We start from the raw sequence: 18,474 nt of genomic DNA on the forward strand, positions 1-18,474 counted from the left end.
CCATGACGGACGAGAGACAGCCATCTTCCGGTTCGCGCCAGCGCATCGACAAGTGGCTGTTCTTTGCCCGTATGGTAAAATCCCGCTCGTTGGCGCAGGTCTATGTCCAAAACGGCAGCGTGCGGGTGAATGGCGAGCGGGTCGTGCAGCCGAGCTATGGCGTCAAGGCTGGCGACCGGGTCGAACTCGCGCTGGAGCGTCGCGACGTCATCCTGATCGTGCGTCTTCCGGGCGAGCGGAGAGGTCCTTTCGAAGAGGCGAAGTTGCTCTATGAGGACCTGACGCCGCCGCCAGATGAGACAAAACGTCTCACTCCGTTCGAGCAGGCAAGCCGCGTGCCGGGCAGCGGACGGCCGACGAAACGCGATCGGCGCGCGATCGACAGGCTGACGTCTGAGGATGATTAGAAAACTCTATCCGGTCTCCGTGATTTTCGGGATTGTTTGTCCTTGAAATTGGCCAGCAAAGCCGGTACCTCACGGTCAACCCGCTGGTAACCAGTCGGTCGGCCTACCTGCGCATAGCGCATTCGTTTGCCGCCGGCTTCCGAGGGAAAGGCGCGACGTTCCAGGTTGCGCATCCACGGAAACGAGAGAAATCCCTGGAGTGCTTCATGACATACGTCGTGACCGATAATTGCGTTCGCTGCAAATACACAGATTGCGTGGAAGTCTGCCCCGTCGACTGCTTCTACGAAGGCGAGAACTTTCTCGTCATCCATCCCGATGAATGCATCGATTGTGGCGTATGCGAGCCGGAATGTCCTGCCGAGGCGATCAAGCCCGATACGGAGCCGGGTCTCGACAAGTGGCTGAAAATCAACGCGGATTATGCATCGATCTGGCCGAACATAACGGTCAAGCGCGATCCGTTGCCGGACGCCAAGGAAATGGACGGCGAACAAGGCAAGTTCGAGAAGTATTTCTCGGCCAACCCCGGTTCCGGCGACTGATCGAAGGCCGTGACAGGCCGTCGATAAAGGTGTACTCGGTAACGAGTGAACACGAATCAATGCCGTTGGCCGCACGTGCGGTCAATGTGGCTGCTTGGTGTGCGTAAAGCAAAATATTGATTTCCTCAGATTTTTGTGATAGCTTCCTCACACTGATCCACTGCGGCATTATGTGTGCCCCAAACCATCACGAAAGCAAATAAGCAATCCGCGCGCGGTTTCCTTGACATATCAACATTTTGAGTTGTCGGGTCTGGGATCGCGATGAACGGATTTCTTTTTGCATGCGTCTGGCTGGACCAGGATGAAGTCACCCCGACGGTGCTTCCGTCTCATCCGGGCCTGACTGACCCGGCCCCGGTTCGCGCCGGGTGCGTAACAGGGAGTTTTTGAAAAGAATGACGATCCAGCAGAAAAAACCTTCAGCAGCACGCCATGGCTTCAAGACTGGTGAATCGATCGTATACCCCGCTCATGGTGTGGGTACGATCACCGCGATTGAAGAGCAAGAAGTCGCCGGCATGAAGCTTGAGCTTTTTGTAATCGACTTCGAAAAAGACAAGATGCGTCTGAAGGTGCCCGTGGCCAAGGCCATGAGCATTGGAATGCGTAAGCTTTCCGAGACGGATTTCGTCGACCGGGCGCTTAAGGTCGTTCAGGGCAAGGCCCGCGTCAAGCGCACCATGTGGTCGCGCCGTGCCCAGGAATATGATGCCAAGATCAATTCCGGCGATCTGATCTCCATCGCCGAGGTGGTTCGCGATCTTTATCGCGCTGAAAACCAGCCTGAGCAGTCCTATTCCGAACGCCAGCTCTATGAAGCTGCGCTCGATCGCATGGCGCGCGAAATCGCTGCTGTCAACAAGATGTCCGAGACCGAGGCTGTCCGCCTCGTCGAGGTCAACCTGAACAAAGGCCCGAAGCGCGGCAAGGTCGTCGAAGAAGACGATTCCCAGGACGAAGCCGCATAAGGCCACAGGCCAAGACACCACATCCAAAAAACCCGGCCATCGTGCCGGGTTTTTTCTTTGGAACCTTTTTCGGTCTGCTGCGTTTATCTCCCGTATTTGCGGCTGGTGTGAATCTCTCGTGATATGAGTTTCTCGACCAGCCGTTTCCCTTAACGTTCACGAGGACCGGACCCCATGCGTTTTGATTGGAAATTTCCCGGCGATCTGAAGCCATTTCGTTCGCTAGGTCATTTCGGTGAAGCCGAAATAGACCCGTAACCGACCGTCCGGACATCGGGCCGGTCTCCATCGCATTCAATTCATAGATTTTCATCCGCGCAGCAATGTCCGGAAACGATGTTTGCTGCCTTTCCGTTGACCGCGGCACAGAGACGATTTTGGGGTAGGATTTAGGGGATATGTATATGAAAAATATGTCTGCAGATCGGCGTATGATTAAGATCGCGATGGCCGCCCCCTATCTCGACCGCGACGAAGAGCACGACCTCGCCATCCGCTGGAAGGATCACGACGACCGCGGCGCTCGCAACAAGATCGCTACGGCCCATATGCGCCTCGTTATCTCGATGGCGGGCAAATTCCGCAATTTCGGCTTGCCGATGAGCGATCTGGTACAGGAAGGCTATGTAGGTCTCCTAGAGGCGGCGGCAAGGTTTGAACCCGAACGGGAAGTGCGATTCTCGACCTACGCCAGCTGGTGGATCCGGGCGTCGATCCAGGACTTCATCCTACGCAACTGGTCGATCGTGCGCGGCGGCACGAGTTCGGCGCAGAAGGCGCTGTTTTTCAATCTCCGCCGCCTGCGTGCCAAGCTCGCAAGGGGCAATACCGGCGTCACCGTGCAGTCAATCCATGAGGAAATCGCCGTCGCCCTTGGCGTCAGCCTTGCCGACGTGCAGACCATGGATGCGCGCCTTTCCAGCAATGACGCGTCCTTGCAGGCACCCTCGATTTCCGGCGATGCCGAAAGCGCCGAACGCATGGATTTCCTGATCAGCGACGAGCCGCTGCCGGACGAACAGGTCTCCAACATGATCGATGGCGAGCGCCGTCGCGTCTGGCTGGCCTCGGCGTTGAAGCACCTGAACGAGCGCGAGATGAAGATCATCCGGGCGCGCCGCCTGGTGGAGGACGGTGCTACTCTGGAGGAGCTGGGCGCCGATCTCGGCATTTCCAAGGAACGCGTGCGCCAGATCGAAAGCCGCGCCATGGAGAAGCTCCGCAGCGCCCTGGTTGACGCCGATCCGCGCATGGCGAGCTATGCGTAAAATACCTTCTCCTCGACGGAGAGAAGGTCGCGCTGTACGCGCGGGTTGAAGGGCGTTACCGGGAAGCTGGTGCTCAAAGCGCTCGTCGCTTTGCTCCTCGGCCCCCTCATCCGCCCTTCGGCACCTTCTCCCCGAGGAAAGAAGGAGGAACCTTTCGTCTATTCCGAAATAATTTTTACCTTGTCGCCGGGTGCAACCGTTGCGCCCGTCGGCAGGGCATTGATCAGCTTGAACAGGTCGAGCTTGCGGTCGGTGCCCATCATACGGGCGGCGAGCGTTGTGATGTTGTCGCCCGGCTTGACGATGACGACGCGTACGCGTAGCGGCTTCAGCGACGAGGCTTCCTCCGGCGTCATATGCCTGAAACTTGAGCGCAGCACATCGGCGGTCTGCTCCAGTGCGGCAATATTGCCTTTCGGCACAGCCGTCAGGAAGCGGAATATCTGGGCGCGGTCGCGGATAACGGTGACGTCGAAATCCCAGCGATCAGCCGAGGCACGCGCGGTTGCCGCCTCCATACCATTGACGGTGATCGCCTTGATGGTCGAGGGATCGAGACCGGTAACCCAGCCGCTGGAAATGTAATTTGTCAGGTTCTGGTTCTGGCTGTCGGCAACGCCATCGAAGCGGACGGCAATGTCGCCGGGTCCAGTTGCCATGACCGCCTCGACCTTGTTGTCGATGTGGAAGTCGGGCGGCACGTCGAAGCGGATGCCGAGCCCGCCGTGCAGGAAGGTCTGGCCACGCACATAGCCTTCCTCGGGGCTGTCGCCATAAAGCAGGCCGTCGATGCCGTTGAGGTAGTAGTCGCGGCCGGTATCGCCGACCTTGCCTTCCTCGCCGAATTCGCGGGCATGCGCCTTGGCGAGATCGATGCGCTGCGGCGTGCTCGGATGGCTCGACAAGAAGTCGAGGCTCTGGTCGGCGTCGGAATTGGCCGACATGAAGTGGCTGTAGTCTTCCATCGCGTTGAGGAAGCGGGCGGCGGCATAGGGGTCATAGCCGGCCTGGCCGAGTGTGCGGATGCCGATCTCGTCGGCCTGCAGCTCCTGTTGGCGGGAAAAGGCGGCAAGGCGCAGCTTGCCGCGGGCGAGCGCCTGCTTGCCGGCAAGATCGCTCGACAGGACTTCGGCGACCACGCGGCTGGCAATGACCTCCGCCTCTTCGCGCTTCTGGCGCTCGATGCCGTGATTGGCGGTGACGTGCGCCATCTCGTGCGACAGCACGGCGGCGACTTCCGAGGCGTCGTTGGCGAGTGCCAACAGACCGCGGGTGACGTAGAGATAGCCGCCCGGCAGCGCGAAGGCGTTGATCGACGGCGAATTCAGAATGGTGATACGATAGGATTGCTGCGGATTTTCCGACACGCTGGTCAGCGCGCCGGCGATGCGGGCGACCAAGCGCTCGGTCCTGGCGTCCTTATACTCGCCGCCATAGCTGGCAAGAATGCGCGGATGCTCGCGGGCGCCCATCTGCGCACGCGGATCGTTCTTCTGTACTTCGGCAACGATCTGCGGATTGGCGGAGGGCGAAACATTCGGCTGATAGGATTGATCCAGCACCGACTGACAGCCGTTGAGCACCATCGCGGCAATGAGGACGGGGGTTAAAGGGCGCATACGCGCCACGACTGTCGCGCCGATCCTTCGTCCTGCGTGCTTGCTCTGCTTCAGTGCTCGTGTCCCACTCATTTCGCTGCCACGCCGGCCGGCCGCCGAACTCGGTTGATCATGGCTAGGCCGATCATCGCCGCGTTTCGTCAAAGGTTGCATCCACCCCGATCGGACCTGAGTTCACCCGAGTGGTCTCCGCCTTTTGCTGTAGCCGATTTCGGCAGCAGTTGCATAGCGAGACTCCGTTTAATTGTAGCAGCGTTGTATTTTAGCAAGCATTTCCCTGGACTTTCAGCCGCCCGCAGCGACGAAATTAAGGCAAAACTGCCATCAAAACGCGGCAGCGCATTCAATGCTGCAAAAATGTGGTCAGTGCCGGAATACCCTCCTGCTTCAGGAAATGCTCGATAGAAGCTGAAAGCCGAATTGTTCCGCCGTCGATAAAGATCGCATGATCGGCAAGGCGGCGGACTTCGGCTGGATCATGCGAGACGATCAGTGCCGTATTGCCGGTCTCGCGGTGAAGCGCCGTCAACAGCTCCGCCATGCCGGAGCGCAGGCCGGGATCAAGGGCTGCGAAGGGCTCGTCGAGCAAAAGGATCGGCTTGTCGCGCACCAGCGCCCGGGCGAAGGCGGCGCGTTGCCGCTCGCCACCGGAAAGGGTGCCTGGTTTACGTCCGTCGAAACCGGCAAGCCCCACTCGCGCCAAGGCCCCCGAAATCCTTTGCCGATCGTCCGCGGTGAGCTTCAGCGACGGGCTGATGCCTAATCCGACATTGGTGAAGAGATCGAGATGGGCAAAAAGATTGTTATCCTGGAAGACCAGGGACACAGGCCGTTCCGAAGGATGCAGCCGGGTCGCGTCCCGCCCGGCGAGCATGATGCGGCCACGATCCGGCGTCTCGAAGCCGGCGAGCAGATTGAGGAAGGTGGACTTTCCCGATCCGGAGGGACCGGTGATAGCGATGATCTTGCCCTGGGGCAGGTCGCAATCGAAGCGGAAATCATGCGTGCCGAGCTGCAGTTCGACGCCGGCCATCGCGATGCCCCGATCCGCCGTGCCCTGATTATCGGTCATTCCGCCTGCCTTCGTCCTCATGCCTGCCTTGACCGGCAGTGCCGGCGATGGTCAGGAGAAGACATACCAGCCCCAGGATGAATGCAAGCCCATCCGCGTCATTGGTGCGGTAGCTGCCGAGCTTGCTGTAGACCAGCCAGGGCAGCGTCATCAGGCTGTCGGAGCCGAAGAGGGCGATGGCGCCGAGATCGCCGAGCGAAAGCGCCATGGCGAAGGAGAGGGCGGTGAAGAACGGCTTGCGCAGGCCGGGCCAGTCGATCAGGTGCAGTCGCGACAATCCTTGAAGGCCGAGGCTTGCCGCCAGACGTTCGGTGCGGCGACGATGGACGGCATAGGCCGGCTCGAGGACGCGGATGACGAAGGGCAGCGCCATGAGGGCGTTGATGACGCTAATGAGAAGGGCGGCGAAGCGCGTGGGGTCGGCAAACGGCCTGAGCGCCAGGAACCATCCGGTCGCCAGCACGATCGGCGGCACCAGCAGGACCAGAGAGGAGGTGCCGCTCAAGGCGATCGCCAGGCCGCGCAGGCCAGGCACTTTGCGGCGTTCGGCGGATATGACCGAGCGGGCGCGAATAATGGCGAAGGCGGCGAGGATCGCCAGACTGCCGGCGCCGAGCGCGATCATGAGGCTAGTCAAGATCGCCTGCAGGAAGATCGTCTGGCCGAGAAGCCTGAGAAGATCGGCCTTGAAGCCGGTGACGACCACAGAGGCAAGCGGCAGGCCGATGAACAGGGTGGCAAGCAGGAGCGATGCACCGTCGATCAATTTGGGGCCGGGCAATGCTCCGTCGATCCGCCGTACCGCACGGCCTGCCGTCAGCCCGTGATCGTCCGGTGCCGGAAGCAGAGCCATCGCGCCGAGAATGGCGGCGGTCACCATGATTTGCAGAAGGGACAGGGCCACCGCGCGGCCGGGGTCGAAATCGAAGCGAAGCGCCTGGTAGATTGCCACCTCGAGCGTAGTCGCTGCCGGGCCGCCACCGAGGATCAGCACCAGTGTGAAACTGGTGGCGCAGAGCATGAAGATCAGGCCCGATATGCCGGGGATGAGGCCGCGCAGCATCGGCCATTCGATGAAGCGGAAAACGGAGGTCGGGCGCATGCCGAGCCCGCCGGCCATCAGCCAATACTCCGCCGGCACGCGTTCCAGCCCGGCAAGCATCAGGCGAGCCCCCAGCGGCAGGTTGAAGAAGACGTGCGCCAGCAGGATGCCTGTCAGCCCATAGATGCTGACCGGCTGCGACAGGCCGAGCCCGGTCAGCGCCTGATTGAGCACGCCTTGGCGTCCCCAGATGCCGAGCAGGCCGAGAGCGCCGATCAGCACCGGCAGGCCCATGGGGACGGCCATCAGCCGGATCAGCCAGAGCCGACCAGGAAAGCGGGGCTGCCGCGCGAGCGCGCGGGCGACCGGAATTGCCAGGGCAACGGAAATAAGGGTGGACAGCGTCGCCTGCAGCAGCGTGAAGCGCAGCACGCGCAGAAGGTAGGGCTCGGTGAGCGGATTGCCGCCGGCGGATTGGATGCCGGCAGCCAGCAAGGTCACGATGGCAAGGCCGATGAAAAGCGCGATGCCGGCGAGACCGAGCGCTCCGCCGGCAATGGCACGTCTTCTCTCGGATGCCGTCAGTATCATCTCGATGTCAGTTCGTGCTGGTGGCCGCCAGCCATTCGTCGATCCAGGCCTTGCGGTTCTTCTCGACCACGTCGGGAGCCATCAGGAAGGTCTTGGACGGTACGACCAGCTTGCTGAAAGCATCCGGCAGGGGCTCGGAGGTGGCCGAGACCGGCATCATCCAGTTGTTGGTCGGGATCGTGTCCTGGAAGCCGGGTGAGACCATGAACTTCAGGAAGTCACGGGCAAGCTCCTTGTTCGGCGAGGATTTGATCAGGCCGGCCACTTCGATCTGGATGTAGTGGCCTTCGGAGAAGGCAGCCGCCTGATAGCGGTCGGTCTTGTCCTCGATCATGTGATAGGCCGGCGACGTCGTATAGGAGAGCACCATCGGTGCCTCGCCCTTGGTAAAGAGGTCATAGGCTTCCGACCAGCCCGGCGTCACCGTCAGGATGCGGCCCTTCAGCTTCGTCCAGGCATCCGCCGCCTTGTCGCCATAGACCGACTTGACCCAGAGCAGCAGCCCGAGGCCCGGCGTCGAGGTGCGCGGGTCCTCGATGACGATCTTCTGTGAAGGATCACCCTCGACCAGATCCTTCATGCTCTTCGGCGGGTTCTTAATCGTCTGCGTGTCGTAGACGACGGCAAAATGGCCGTAGTCGTAGGGAACGAAGACGTCGTCCTTGAAACCGCCGGGAACCTTCAGGCCAGATGTGTCGACGCTGCTGGCATCGAACAAGCCGGTGTCCTTGGCCTCGTCGACGAGATTGGTGTCGAGGCCGAGAACGACATCGGCCTTGGTGCCGGGTCCCTCTAACTTCAGGCGGGAGAGCAGGGCCACGCCGTCGGTAACGCTGACGTAATTGACCGTGCAACCGCAGGTCTTCTCGAAGGCGGCCTTGACCTTGGCGCCCGGACCCCAGTCGGCGGTGAAACTTTCATAGGTGTAGATGGTAAGCGTCTTGTCGGCGGCTTCCGCGCCCTGGGCGGCAAAAAGCGTTGCGCCGGCGGCGAGAGCCAGGCCGGTGAACAGTGACAGCAGCGATCGGTTGGGCATGACAGCGCCTCCTCGTTGGTTTCGTCTCGAACGGGAAAAGGGCGCCATGATTTCGTCACGCGTCTAATCCCTCCGCCGGTGTTAGCCGGATCAGGTTCCGCGGGTTGGCCGGTGAAAGCCTCTCAGCCAGATGTCTTCTAAAAGACATAAGGCACCCCGTTAGAGCGTTGGCAGGTTTAGTCCTGTGACGAAGGGATGACAAGGGGAATGATTCCCCTGTCGATTGCAGGCCTGATGTCTTACTCGGCGGCGTGGGCGGCAGCCGAGCTGTCGAGCTTCTTGGCGGCGTTGGGCAGCTGCACATTCCTGAGCGCAATGGAGGTCAGCAGGCCAATAAAGCAGAAGCCGGCGGCCGTCATGAACAGCGGGCTGAAAGCGCTCGCATAGGCATTGGCAACACCTTCGCGTGTGGCTTCCGGCAAGGCAGCCATCATCTTCGGTGTCAGTTCCTCGATGTTGGCAACGCCGGGAATGGAGACGCCGACGTCGCTGAGCTTGGCGGCGATGATGGCGCCGTAGATGGAGATGGCGATCGATGCGCCGCCCATGCGCGAGAGCGTCACGGCGCCGGTGGCGGCACCAACGTCACGGCTGGCGGCGGCATTCTGCACACCGATGACCGGGACCTGCTGCGCCAGACCGATGCCAATGCCGTGCAGCAGCATCAGGGCGCCGATGAACACGATCGGCGTGCCGGCATGAACCTGCGCCAGCGTGACGAAAGCAATGGTGCTGCAGGCCGCGCTGGCGATGGCGAAGGGCTTGTAGCGACCTCTCATCGAAATCAGCCGGCCGGCCGAGAGCGAGCCGCAGACGATGCCACCGGTCAACAGGATGAACAGCAGGCCGGCCATCGACGGCGACAGGCCGGTCGTCGTCTGCAGGAAGAGCGCGAAATAATTGACCATGCCGATGGCGACCGCGCCACTCGTGACCGAAATGATCAGGAGCAGGCCGAAGGTCGGGTTGCTGAACAGCGTCAGCGGGACGATCGGCTCCGACGCGCGGCGTTCGACGAAAACCCAGGCCAGCGCACACAAGACGCCAAAAGCGATGATGCCGAGGCATTGTGGCGCAAGCAGCGAACCGAAGAGCTCGGTGCCATCTGCGGCGAGCACGATGCTGGTGGTGGTCAGCGCAAGGAGGATCGCGCCCGCATAGTCGATCTTCGGGCGGCGGGCCGGCTTGCGGTAAGGCAGCATGAAGGCGAGGCCGGCAAGGACGACGAAGCCGATCGGTACGTTGACGAGGAAGATCGAGCGCCAGCCGAAGAGGTCGCTCATCGTGCCGCCGAGAACGGGGCCGATGGCGCCGGAGGCCATCAGTACCAGGCTGGAATAGCTCTGGTAACGGGCGCGCTCCCGAGGCTCGAACAGATCGGCATTGACGGCGAAGATCGACACCAGGATGCCGCCGCCGCCAAGGCCCTGCAGGACGCGGGCGGCAATCAGCGTGTTCATCGATACCGCAAGGCCGCAGACGGCCGAACCAATGGTGAAGATGGCGATTGCGGCCATCATCACATATTTACGGCCAAAGAGGTCGCCGAGCTTGCCGTAGACCGGCATGGAGGCCGAAAGAGCGAGCAGATAGGCCGAGCCGATCCAGCCGAAACGTTCCAGGTGCCCAAATTCCCCGACGATGGTTGGCAACGCCGTCGATACGATCTGGTTGTCCAGGGTTGCCATGAACATGGCGGTCATCAGGAAAAAGAAGAGAATAAGCCGGCGACGGTGATCCGCCACGAGTGGCGCGGGCGTAGTTTGCATATCCATGGAACGAGAAATCCGAGCTTGCCCGGAACGCTATGCGCTCGACCGAACGCATAGGAACGCCCCGGTTCCTGAATGCGGAACATGGCGCTTTCGTGCTAATATCCGAAAACGGATGTCCCGAAACAACATATGTGCTATCAGCATATAATTGTCAATGACAAGTGAATGCTGTTTGCATATTTTAATTCTTGTCCGTCTCTGATATGTTGGATTGATGACAACAGCAACAACCACACGAGAAGTTGAAGCCTCGCCATTGCCCGAAGATGAAAACCTGTTGCGTATCGGGCAAGTGATGACGCGCATGCGCGTGATGACGGGCCGCCGCATGATCGGCCGGCTTGCCATCCAGAATGTCGCGCCGGGCCTTGAACTTTCGCATCTCGACGTCATCGATGCCGTGAGGCGCGCGGAAGGGTCCGGCGAAGTCACAGTCGGGGCAATTGCCGAGATCTTGCGCATCGATCCGTCGCGGGCAAGCCGTATCGTCGCCGAGATGGTCGCCCGAGGCGTGCTGCGCCGCAAGGCGTCGCAGGCAGATGCGCGCCGCATCGTCGTCGTGCTCACCGCGCTCGGCCAAAGGTTGCTCGCCGAGATCCAGGCGCAGAAATTCGCTCTGATCGAGGGCATCGTGGCTGATTGGCCGGCTGAGGATATCGAGGCGTTCTCGCGTTTGTTCGACCGTTTTATCGGCGGCTATGAACATGCTTTTCAGACGCGTCTCAAGGACACGGACGGCTGAATGCCGGCTGGGCACTAAACAGCGCTCTTCCCTAGAGACACGTCTTTGCGCTATGGGCTTGGCACATGAGCCAATCCACCACCTTCACCATTCTCCTCGGCGGCGAGCTTCGCCTGACGGACCGGCTGCGTGCGGCCACGGCCGGCAGCCGTTTCATCGCGGCGGATGGCGGCATGCGTCATGCCGTGACGCTCAATACGACGCCCGAACTCTGGGTCGGCGATTTCGACTCGACGCCGGCGGAGTTGCGCGGCGCATTCCCGCATGTGCCCAAACAGCCCTATCCGGCGGCAAAGGCGGCGACGGATGGCGAGATTGCCATATCGGAAGCGATCGACCGCGGCGCGAAACGGTTGATCCTTGCCGGTGCCATGGGTGGAGAGCGTTCGGATCACGCCATCCAGCATCTGCTCTATGGCGTTCAGCTCGCCGAAAAAGGTTTCGACGTCCTGCTGACCTCCGGCGATGAAGAGGCCGTGCCGCTGCTGCCGGGCGATCTGGAACTGGCGTTGCCGGCCGGCTCGCTGTTTTCCATTCTCGGCTTCAGCGATCTGACGAGTCTCTTCATTCACAATGCTCGCTATCCCCTGCGCGATTTCCATCTGCCCTTCGGCGCATCGCGCACCATTTCCAATGTAGCGGAGGGCGTCGTGCGCCTTTCGCTCGGCAGCGGCAGGGCCATTGTCCTCGCCCGCCCCTATGATCTCAGTGGAGTCTGATCTTGGCCCCTCCCATCCTGAAACTTGACGACATCTTCCTGAGCTTCGGCGGCGCGCCGCTGCTCGCCGGTGCCGGGCTGCAGGTGGAGCCCGGTGACAAGATCTGTCTTGTCGGCCGCAACGGCTCCGGCAAGTCGACACTCCTGAAGATCGCCGCCGGCCTCGTCGAGGCGCAGTCCGGAGAAGTCTTCCGCCATCCGTCGTCGACGGTGCGCTATCTCGAGCAGGCGCCGGACTTTGCCGATTACAAGACCGTCGCCGCCTATGCCGAAGCCGGTCTTGGACCGGGCGACGATCCCTATCGCGTCACCTATCTGCTGTCACATCTTGGCCTGACCGGCGAGGAAGACCCGAAAAATCTCTCGGGCGGCGAGGCGCGCCGCGCGGCTCTGGCCCGCGTTCTTGCGCCGGAGCCTGATATCCTGCTGCTCGACGAGCCGACCAACCATCTGGACCTGCCAACCATCGAGTGGCTGGAAGGCGAGCTGCAGAAGAGTCGCAGCGCCCTGGTGCTCATCTCCCACGACCGTCGCTTCCTGGAAAAGGTATCGACGGCGACCGTCTGGCTCGACCGCGGCACGTCGCGGCGGCTCGATCGCGGTTTTGCGTTTTTTGAAGCCTGGCGCGACCAGGTGCTGGAAGCTGAGGAGCTGGAACAGCATAAGCTCGGCAAGGCGATCGAGCGCGAGGAACATTGGCTGCGTTATGGCGTGACCGCGCGGCGCAAGCGCAATATGCGCCGCCTGGGCGAATTGCAGGACATGCGCGCGCGTCATCGCGGCCACAAGGGGCCGCAGGGAGCCGTGCAGGCGGCGGCCGCCGACGCGCAGGAGAGTGGCAAGCTGGTGATCGAGGCTGACAAGATCATCAAGACCTATGACGAGCGCCTCATCGTCGCGCCGTTTTCGATCCGGGTGCATCGCGGCGACTGCATCGGTCTCGTTGGTCCGAACGGCGCCGGCAAGACGACGCTGCTGAAGATGCTGACCGGCCAATTGGCGCCGGATAACGGCACAGTCAAGCTCGGCACAAATCTGGAGATCGCGACACTCGACCAGAAGCGGGAAGACCTTAATCCGGAGGATACGCTCGCCAATTATCTGACGGACGGCCGCGGTGAGAACTTGCTGGTCAACGGCGAGCAACGGCATGTCACAGGCTATATGAAGGAGTTCCTTTTCCAGCCGGAGCAGGCGCGCACGCCGATCAAGAATCTTTCCGGCGGCGAGCGCGCCCGGCTGATGCTGGCCCGCATCCTGTCGCGGCCGACCAATCTCCTGATCCTCGACGAACCGACCAACGATCTCGATATCGAGACGCTGGATCTGCTGCAGGAGATCGTTGCGGGCTTCAACGGCACCGTTATCCTCGTCAGCCACGATCGTGATTTCCTCGACCGCACCGTGACCTCGACCATAGCTCCCGCCAATCCCGAGGAGCCGGATGGTCGTTGGATCGAATATGCCGGCGGCTATTCCGACATGCTTGCCCAGCGCAAGGGCGCGATCGAGGAGCGCCGGCGAGCCGAAAAGACGGCCGAGAAACCGCGAGCCGCTGAAACCTCGGCAGCCGCCGCCGAGCCTTCGAAGGGCAGGGGCAAGCTCTCCTACAAGCAGAAATTCGCCCTAGAAAACCTGCCGAAGGAGATGGCGAAGGCCGAGGCTGAGATCGCCGCCCGCGAAAAGAAAATGGCCGATCCCAACCTCTTCGCCAAGGATCCGGCCAGCTTCAACCGCCTTGCCGCGGAAATGGAAAAGCTGCGCGACAGCCTGACAAAAATGGAAGAGGAATGGCTGCAACTCGAGATGCTGCGGGAAGAGCTGGAAGGGTGAGGACCGGTCAATACCGTGTCATCAACCTTTCATCGCTATCGGTATAATAAAGAAAACAAATAGTTGCGGCCGATGCGCCGTAGCAATTCTCTGTTGTCGAAATCGATAAACTGTTTATACATTATGTTAAAAGTGCCGGCCCTTGAGCCGGACAGCATGCGGATCATCAATCATCCGCGACGCATTGGGAAGTCCGAAGAGACCTAGCCGGGAGCCGCTATGGGCAAAGGCAGGTTCTTCGCAGAAGGCTGCAGGCAGACATGACGAACGCTTGACGCGGCAGTTTTGCCGTGGGTGATCTATTGTTTAGGGGGTCCTTCATGCCGATGACGCTGGCGCGTGTCGCTTTATTCAGCTGTGCAATTGCTGTTCTCACCGGGTCTCAGGCGCTGGCGCAGAGTGCACCGCCCGCAGCACCGGTGACGGTCGCCAAGCCCATCGTCCGGGACGTGATCGATAGCGATGAATTCATCGGGCGCTTCCAGGCGGTCGACGAGGTTTCCGTCCGCTCGCGTATCGGCGGCTATCTTCAGGAAGTGCATTTTCAGGACGGCACCATGGTCAAGCAGGGAGACCTGCTCTTCGTCATCGACCAGCGGCCCTACATCAATGCGCTGAATGAAGCCACAGCTTCCCTGGAAGTCGCGAAGTCGACGCTCACGAACGCCGATGCGCAATTTCAGCGGACACAGGCATTGGCGGGTACCGGCAGTCTGTCCGCCTCCAATCTCGACGATCGCCGTCGCGACCTGATCTCGGCGCAGGCAAATGTCCGCGGAGCGCAGGCGGCCGTCGATCGCGCCTCGCTCGACATGGAATATACCCGGATCACCGCACCGCTCAGCGGTCGTATCGACCGGCGCCTGATTTCGGTCGGCAACCTCGTCCAGGCCGATCAGACCGTATTGACGTCAATCGTGGCGCTCGATCCGATCGATTTCTATTTCGACGTCGATGAGCGGCGCCTGCTTTCCTATGCCGATGAGGCGCGCAAGAATGGCAGCGCCCTGCAGCAGGGTGGCGGTGGCCTCGACGTCACCGTGACGATCGCCGACCCGCGCCAGCAGCCGTTCAAGGGCAAGCTCGATTTCGCAGAGAACCGCGTCGACAACGAGAGCGGTACGATCCGCGTGCGCGCTCGTTTCCCCAATCCGAATTTCGTCCTGCAGCCCGGCCTGTTCGGGCGCATCCAGGTCGCGGGTTCCAACAGCTATAAGGCAATCCTCGTTCCCGATGAAGCCATCGGCGCCGATCAGGATCAGCGCGTCGTCTACGTCGTCGGTGCCGATGGTGGCATTACACCGAAGTCCGTGCGGCTTGGTCCGAAGCTTTACGGCTATCGCGTCATCCGCAGCGGCATGACCGGTGACGAGACCATCGTCGTCAACGGGCTGATGCGCATCCGGCCCGGCGTAAAGGTCGCTCCACAATTGATCCAGCTTCCGCAGGAGGCGTCGAACGAAGAGGCGCCGGCCCAGGCAGCGGTTCAGGGGTCGGACCAATGAGATTCTCCCATTTCTTCGTCGACCGTCCGATTTTCGCGTCGGTCCTTTCCATCGTGCTGCTGATCGTCGGCGGCATCGCCTATTTCCAGCTGCCAGTCGCGCAATATCCGGAGGTCGCGCCGCCGACCATCGTGGTGCGAACGTCCTATCCCGGCGCGGATTCGCAGACGATTGCCGATACGGTGGCGACGCCGATCGAGCAGGAAGTCAACGGCGTCGAGGACATGCTTTACATGTCCTCTTATTCCAGTGCCGACGGTTCGATGTCGCTGACCATCACCTTCAAGCTCGGCACCGATCTCGACAAGGCGCAGGTGCTGGTCCAGAACCGCGTCGCCATCGCCGAACCCCGCCTGCCGGACGATGTCCGCCGTATCGGCATCACCACGGTCAAAAGCTCGCCCGATCTGATGATGGTCGTGCATCTGCTTTCGCCCAGCAACCGCTATGATCAGCTCTATATTTCCAACTACGCCCGCACGCGTATCCGCGACCTTCTCGTCCGGCTCGACGGTGTCGGCGACGTGCAGCTCTTCGGCGAGCGGCAGTATTCGCTGCGCATCTGGCTCGACCCGGAAAAGCTCTCCGCCTACGGCATGACGGCCGGCGACATCGTCCAGGCGCTGCGAGATCAGAACGTGCAGGTATCGGGCGGCGCGATCGGCGGTCCGCCGATTTCGGGCACCAACGCCTTTCAGTATACAGTGACGACCCAGGGACGTTTTTCCGATCCGCGGCAATTCCGCTATGTGATCGTCAAGGCGACTGATAGCGGCCGGCTCGTGCAGTTGCAGGACGTGGCGCGCATAGAGCTCGGTGCCCAGGACTACGTCACCAACAGTTATCTGAATGGCGCCCCCGCCGTTGCGCTCGGCATCTTTGCGCGGCCTGGCACCAATGCGCTCGACGCCGCAGCCGCCATCCAGAAGACGATGAAGGATCTGGCGCAGGATTTCCCCCAGGGCCTCGAATATCGCATCGTCTATAATCCGACCGACTTCATCTCGGAATCGATCAACGAGGTGTACAAGACGATCTTCGAGGCCGCGATCCTCGTCGCCATCGTCGTACTGGTCTTCCTGCAATCCTGGCGAACGGCGATCATTCCGATCGTGGCAATTCCGGTATCGCTGATCGGCACCTTCGCCTTTCTGCTTGCGCTCGGTTTTTCGCTGAACATGCTGACGCTGTTCGGCCTGGTGCTGGCCATCGGCATCGTCGTCGACGATGCGATCGTCGTCGTCGAAAATGTCGAGCGCAATCTCGCACTCGGAATGACGCCGAGAGAGGCCGCGCATGTGACCATGAACGAGGTCGGCACTGCCGTGCTGGCAATCTCGCTGGTCCTGATTGCCGTCTTCCTGCCGACGGCTTTCATTCCGGGCATAACGGGGCAATTCTACCGGCAGTTCGCCGTCACTATTTCCGTTGCGACGGCGATCTCCTGCCTGAATTCGCTGACGCTGTCGCCGGCGCTTGCGTCGATCGTCCTGCGTCCGCACGACCATCAGAAATCGAACAACATCTTCTCACGCTTCGGCCGCGCTCTGGGTAACGGGTTCAACCAGGGTTTCGATCGGATGAGCAGGGGCTATTCCTGGATCATCCGCCATCTGGTCACCACCTGGGTCGCGCGCGGCTGTGCACTTCTCGTTTTCATCGGGCTGCTTGGTGCGACGTTGTACATGGGCAAGATCGTGCCGCAAGGCTTCATCCCGACCATGGACCAGGGCTATGCCATCGTCGTCGTGCAGTTGCCGGATGGCGCGTCGCTCGCGCGTACCAACGCGGTCATCCAGAAGGCGACTGATATCATCAGGAAAACGCCGGGTGTTGAAAACGCTGTCGCCTTCGCTGGTTTCAACGGCGCAACCTTCACGAATGCCTCGAATTCCGGCGTCATCTTCACGCCCTTCAAGCCGTTCGAGGAAAGGCTGAAGAGCGGAGATTCGGCCAGCAAGATCATCGGCCAGCTCTACGGCAGTCTGCAAGGCATCCAGGAAGCCTTCATCATTGCCATCCCGCCGCCTTCTATCCGCGGCGTCGGCAATTCCGGCGGCTTCAAGATGCAGATCATGGATCGGGAAAACCCCGATATGCGCCGCATTCTGCCGATTGCCTATCAGCTCATGGGTGTGGCCGCACAGAACAAGGGCGTCAGTGGCGTCTTCACCACTTTCTCGGCCAACAGCCCGCAATATTTTCTGGCGATCGATCGCGACAAGGCGCGGGCGCTGAACGTGCCGATCCCGAATATCTTCGAGACGTTGTCGATCAATCTCGGCACGTCCTATGTCAACGACTTCAACGCCTTTGGTCGCGTCTACCAGGTGCGGGCGCAGGCGGACCAGCAATACCGCATGGACCGCGACGATATTCTCGCGCTGAAGGTTCGCTCCGCCACCGGTGCGCTCGTACCGCTCGGTACGCTGGTCGACATTCGCGATACGACCGGGCCGACGCTCGTTCAACGCTACAACATGTATGTCTCGGTTCCTCTTCAGGGCAATCCGGGGCAGGGGGTTTCGACCGGCACCGCGCTCGATACGATGGAAGGACTAGCGAAGAATCTGCTGCCGCCGGGCACGACCTTCGAATGGACGGAGCTTGCTTATCAGGAACGGAATACCGGCAACACGGCGGTCTACATCTTCGCGCTGTCGGTTATCTTCGTCTTCCTGGCGCTTTCGGCCCAATATGAAAGCTGGATCCTGCCGCTTGCCATCATCTTGATCGTGCCGCTGGCGGTGCTGGCTGCTCTGATCGGCGTGCACTTGCGGGGCATGGACAACAATATCCTGACGCAGATCGGCCTCATCGTGCTGATCGGCCTCGCGGCGAAAAACGCGATCCTGATCGTGGAATTCGCCCGACAGGCGCAGTTGGAGGGCAAGAGCGCCGTCGAAGCGGCGATCGAGGCTAGCCATCTGCGTTTGCGGCCAATCCTGATGACCGCCTTCGCCTTCATCTTCGGCGTCGTGCCGCTGATGATCGCCACCGGCCCCGGTGCGGAAATGCGTCAGTCGCTCGGCACTGCGGTCTTTTCGGGCATGCTCGGCGTAACGCTGTTCGGCTTGTTCCTGACCCCGGTCTTCTACGTCGTGCTGCGCAGGCGGCGTCGGCAGCCGGAGGCCGTAGAGGACGTATCGGTGGAGCCCCTGAGGACGGCCACCAAGACAGATACGCATTAAAGCGGTTCAGCGTCTTACGGAAGCTCGAACCGCTTCAGTTCGCCTTTTCCATGAATTGCTCTAGGCTGTGGTGACGATTTAACTATTTGAGCCACATGGTAATGGCCGCGATGATGACGAAGCCTCTGAAGTTTGCGAGGAGCTTGTCGTAGCGCGTTG

Annotated in this window: 14 protein-coding genes and 1 riboswitch; of the genes, 9 read left to right on the top strand and 5 right to left on the bottom strand. The window is 61.1% G+C overall.

What is annotated here, in order from left to right; genetic code table 11:
• The first annotated feature begins 2 nt into the window (after positions 1-2).
• The 4 genes from PY649_RS30335 to PY649_RS30350 all read left to right on the top strand — a co-directional run bounded on the left by PY649_RS30335 (position 3) and on the right by PY649_RS30350 (position 3,191).
• The gene (locus PY649_RS30335; protein ID WP_285872601.1) at positions 3-407 is read left to right on the top strand and encodes an RNA-binding S4 domain-containing protein; all 405 of its coding nucleotides are present in this window, start codon (positions 3-5) and stop codon (positions 405-407) included.
• Positions 408-613: 206 nt separating this feature from the next.
• Entirely contained in the window at positions 614-952 is a 339-nt protein-coding gene (gene fdxA, locus PY649_RS30340) for a ferredoxin FdxA (protein WP_285872602.1), read from the top strand.
• Between the two features lie 398 nt (positions 953-1,350).
• Entirely contained in the window at positions 1,351-1,923 is a 573-nt protein-coding gene (locus tag PY649_RS30345; protein WP_028751538.1) for a CarD family transcriptional regulator, read from the top strand.
• Between the two features lie 404 nt (positions 1,924-2,327).
• Positions 2,328-3,191 (top strand): RNA polymerase factor sigma-32, encoded by an 864-nt coding sequence (locus tag PY649_RS30350; protein WP_285872603.1) that lies wholly within the window; start codon positions 2,328-2,330, stop codon positions 3,189-3,191.
• A 158-nt stretch (positions 3,192-3,349) separates the two neighbouring features.
• On the opposite strand, the gene PY649_RS30355 is transcribed toward PY649_RS30350, so the two are convergent.
• The 5 genes from PY649_RS30355 to PY649_RS30375 form a co-directional block, all read right to left on the bottom strand.
• Complete coding sequence (locus PY649_RS30355; RefSeq protein WP_285872614.1) at positions 3,350-4,810, bottom strand: M48 family metalloprotease; 1,461 nt, start codon at positions 4,808-4,810, stop codon at positions 3,350-3,352.
• A 343-nt stretch (positions 4,811-5,153) separates the two neighbouring features.
• Positions 5,154-5,882: a thiamine ABC transporter ATP-binding protein gene (locus PY649_RS30360; RefSeq protein ID WP_285872604.1), complete on the bottom strand. Its 729-nt coding sequence runs from the start codon at positions 5,880-5,882 to the stop codon at positions 5,154-5,156.
• Positions 5,872-7,515 carry a thiamine/thiamine pyrophosphate ABC transporter permease ThiP gene (gene thiP, locus PY649_RS30365; protein ID WP_285872605.1) on the bottom strand — a complete coding sequence of 548 codons (1,644 nt, stop codon included), beginning with the start codon at positions 7,513-7,515 and terminating at the stop codon, positions 5,872-5,874. Before thiP ends, PY649_RS30360 begins: the two co-directional genes overlap by 11 nt.
• A gap of 7 nt (positions 7,516-7,522) precedes the next feature.
• Positions 7,523-8,551 (bottom strand): thiamine ABC transporter substrate binding subunit, encoded by a 1,029-nt coding sequence (gene thiB, locus PY649_RS30370; protein ID WP_285872606.1) that lies wholly within the window; start codon positions 8,549-8,551, stop codon positions 7,523-7,525.
• A 50-nt stretch (positions 8,552-8,601) separates the two neighbouring features.
• Positions 8,602-8,720: riboswitch (TPP riboswitch) on the bottom strand.
• Positions 8,721-8,790: 70 nt separating this feature from the next.
• Positions 8,791-10,326 carry an MDR family MFS transporter gene (locus tag PY649_RS30375; RefSeq protein ID WP_285872607.1) on the bottom strand — a complete coding sequence of 512 codons (1,536 nt, stop codon included), beginning with the start codon at positions 10,324-10,326 and terminating at the stop codon, positions 8,791-8,793.
• A gap of 214 nt (positions 10,327-10,540) precedes the next feature.
• Here PY649_RS30375 and PY649_RS30380 point away from each other — a divergent pair, with 214 nt between their 5' ends.
• The 5 genes from PY649_RS30380 (at position 10,541) to PY649_RS30400 (ending at position 18,315) form a co-directional block, all read left to right on the top strand.
• A complete protein-coding gene (locus PY649_RS30380; RefSeq protein ID WP_285872608.1) occupies positions 10,541-11,068 on the top strand; it encodes a MarR family winged helix-turn-helix transcriptional regulator in 528 nt (175 codons plus the stop codon).
• Positions 11,069-11,133: 65 nt separating this feature from the next.
• On the top strand, positions 11,134-11,787 hold the full coding sequence (locus PY649_RS30385) for a thiamine diphosphokinase (RefSeq protein WP_285872609.1): 654 nt from the start codon (positions 11,134-11,136) through the stop codon (positions 11,785-11,787).
• A gap of 2 nt (positions 11,788-11,789) precedes the next feature.
• Positions 11,790-13,619, top strand: coding sequence for an ABC-F family ATP-binding cassette domain-containing protein (locus tag PY649_RS30390; protein ID WP_285872610.1), 1,830 nt, complete (start codon positions 11,790-11,792; stop codon positions 13,617-13,619).
• A 320-nt stretch (positions 13,620-13,939) separates the two neighbouring features.
• Positions 13,940-15,124, top strand: a complete 1,185-nt coding sequence (locus PY649_RS30395; protein ID WP_432761432.1) for an efflux RND transporter periplasmic adaptor subunit — start codon at positions 13,940-13,942, stop codon at positions 15,122-15,124.
• A complete protein-coding gene (locus PY649_RS30400; RefSeq protein ID WP_285872611.1) occupies positions 15,121-18,315 on the top strand; it encodes an efflux RND transporter permease subunit in 3,195 nt (1,064 codons plus the stop codon). Before PY649_RS30395 ends, PY649_RS30400 begins: the two co-directional genes overlap by 4 nt.
• The last annotated feature ends 159 nt before the right edge of the window (positions 18,316-18,474 follow it).

Source organism: Rhizobium mayense, assembly GCF_030272705.1.
Classification (GTDB): domain Bacteria; phylum Pseudomonadota; class Alphaproteobacteria; order Rhizobiales; family Rhizobiaceae; genus Rhizobium; species Rhizobium mayense.

Coding starts and splice junctions, on each gene's coding strand:
- PY649_RS30355 (WP_285872614.1), bottom strand. CDS start 4,810: ATGCGCCCTTTAACCCCCGTCCTCATTGCCGCGATGGTGCTCAACGGC.
- thiB (WP_285872606.1), bottom strand. CDS start 8,551: ATGCCCAACCGATCGCTGCTGTCACTGTTCACCGGCCTGGCTCTCGCC.
- PY649_RS30345 (WP_028751538.1), top strand. CDS start 1,351: ATGACGATCCAGCAGAAAAAACCTTCAGCAGCACGCCATGGCTTCAAG.
- fdxA (WP_285872602.1), top strand. CDS start 614: ATGACATACGTCGTGACCGATAATTGCGTTCGCTGCAAATACACAGAT.
- PY649_RS30375 (WP_285872607.1), bottom strand. CDS start 10,326: ATGGATATGCAAACTACGCCCGCGCCACTCGTGGCGGATCACCGTCGC.
- PY649_RS30360 (WP_285872604.1), bottom strand. CDS start 5,882: ATGACCGATAATCAGGGCACGGCGGATCGGGGCATCGCGATGGCCGGC.
- thiP (WP_285872605.1), bottom strand. CDS start 7,515: ATGATACTGACGGCATCCGAGAGAAGACGTGCCATTGCCGGCGGAGCG.
- PY649_RS30380 (WP_285872608.1), top strand. CDS start 10,541: ATGACAACAGCAACAACCACACGAGAAGTTGAAGCCTCGCCATTGCCC.
- PY649_RS30385 (WP_285872609.1), top strand. CDS start 11,134: ATGAGCCAATCCACCACCTTCACCATTCTCCTCGGCGGCGAGCTTCGC.
- PY649_RS30395 (WP_432761432.1), top strand. CDS start 13,940: ATGCCGATGACGCTGGCGCGTGTCGCTTTATTCAGCTGTGCAATTGCT.
- PY649_RS30335 (WP_285872601.1), top strand. CDS start 3: ATGACGGACGAGAGACAGCCATCTTCCGGTTCGCGCCAGCGCATCGAC.
- PY649_RS30400 (WP_285872611.1), top strand. CDS start 15,121: ATGAGATTCTCCCATTTCTTCGTCGACCGTCCGATTTTCGCGTCGGTC.
- PY649_RS30350 (WP_285872603.1), top strand. CDS start 2,328: ATGAAAAATATGTCTGCAGATCGGCGTATGATTAAGATCGCGATGGCC.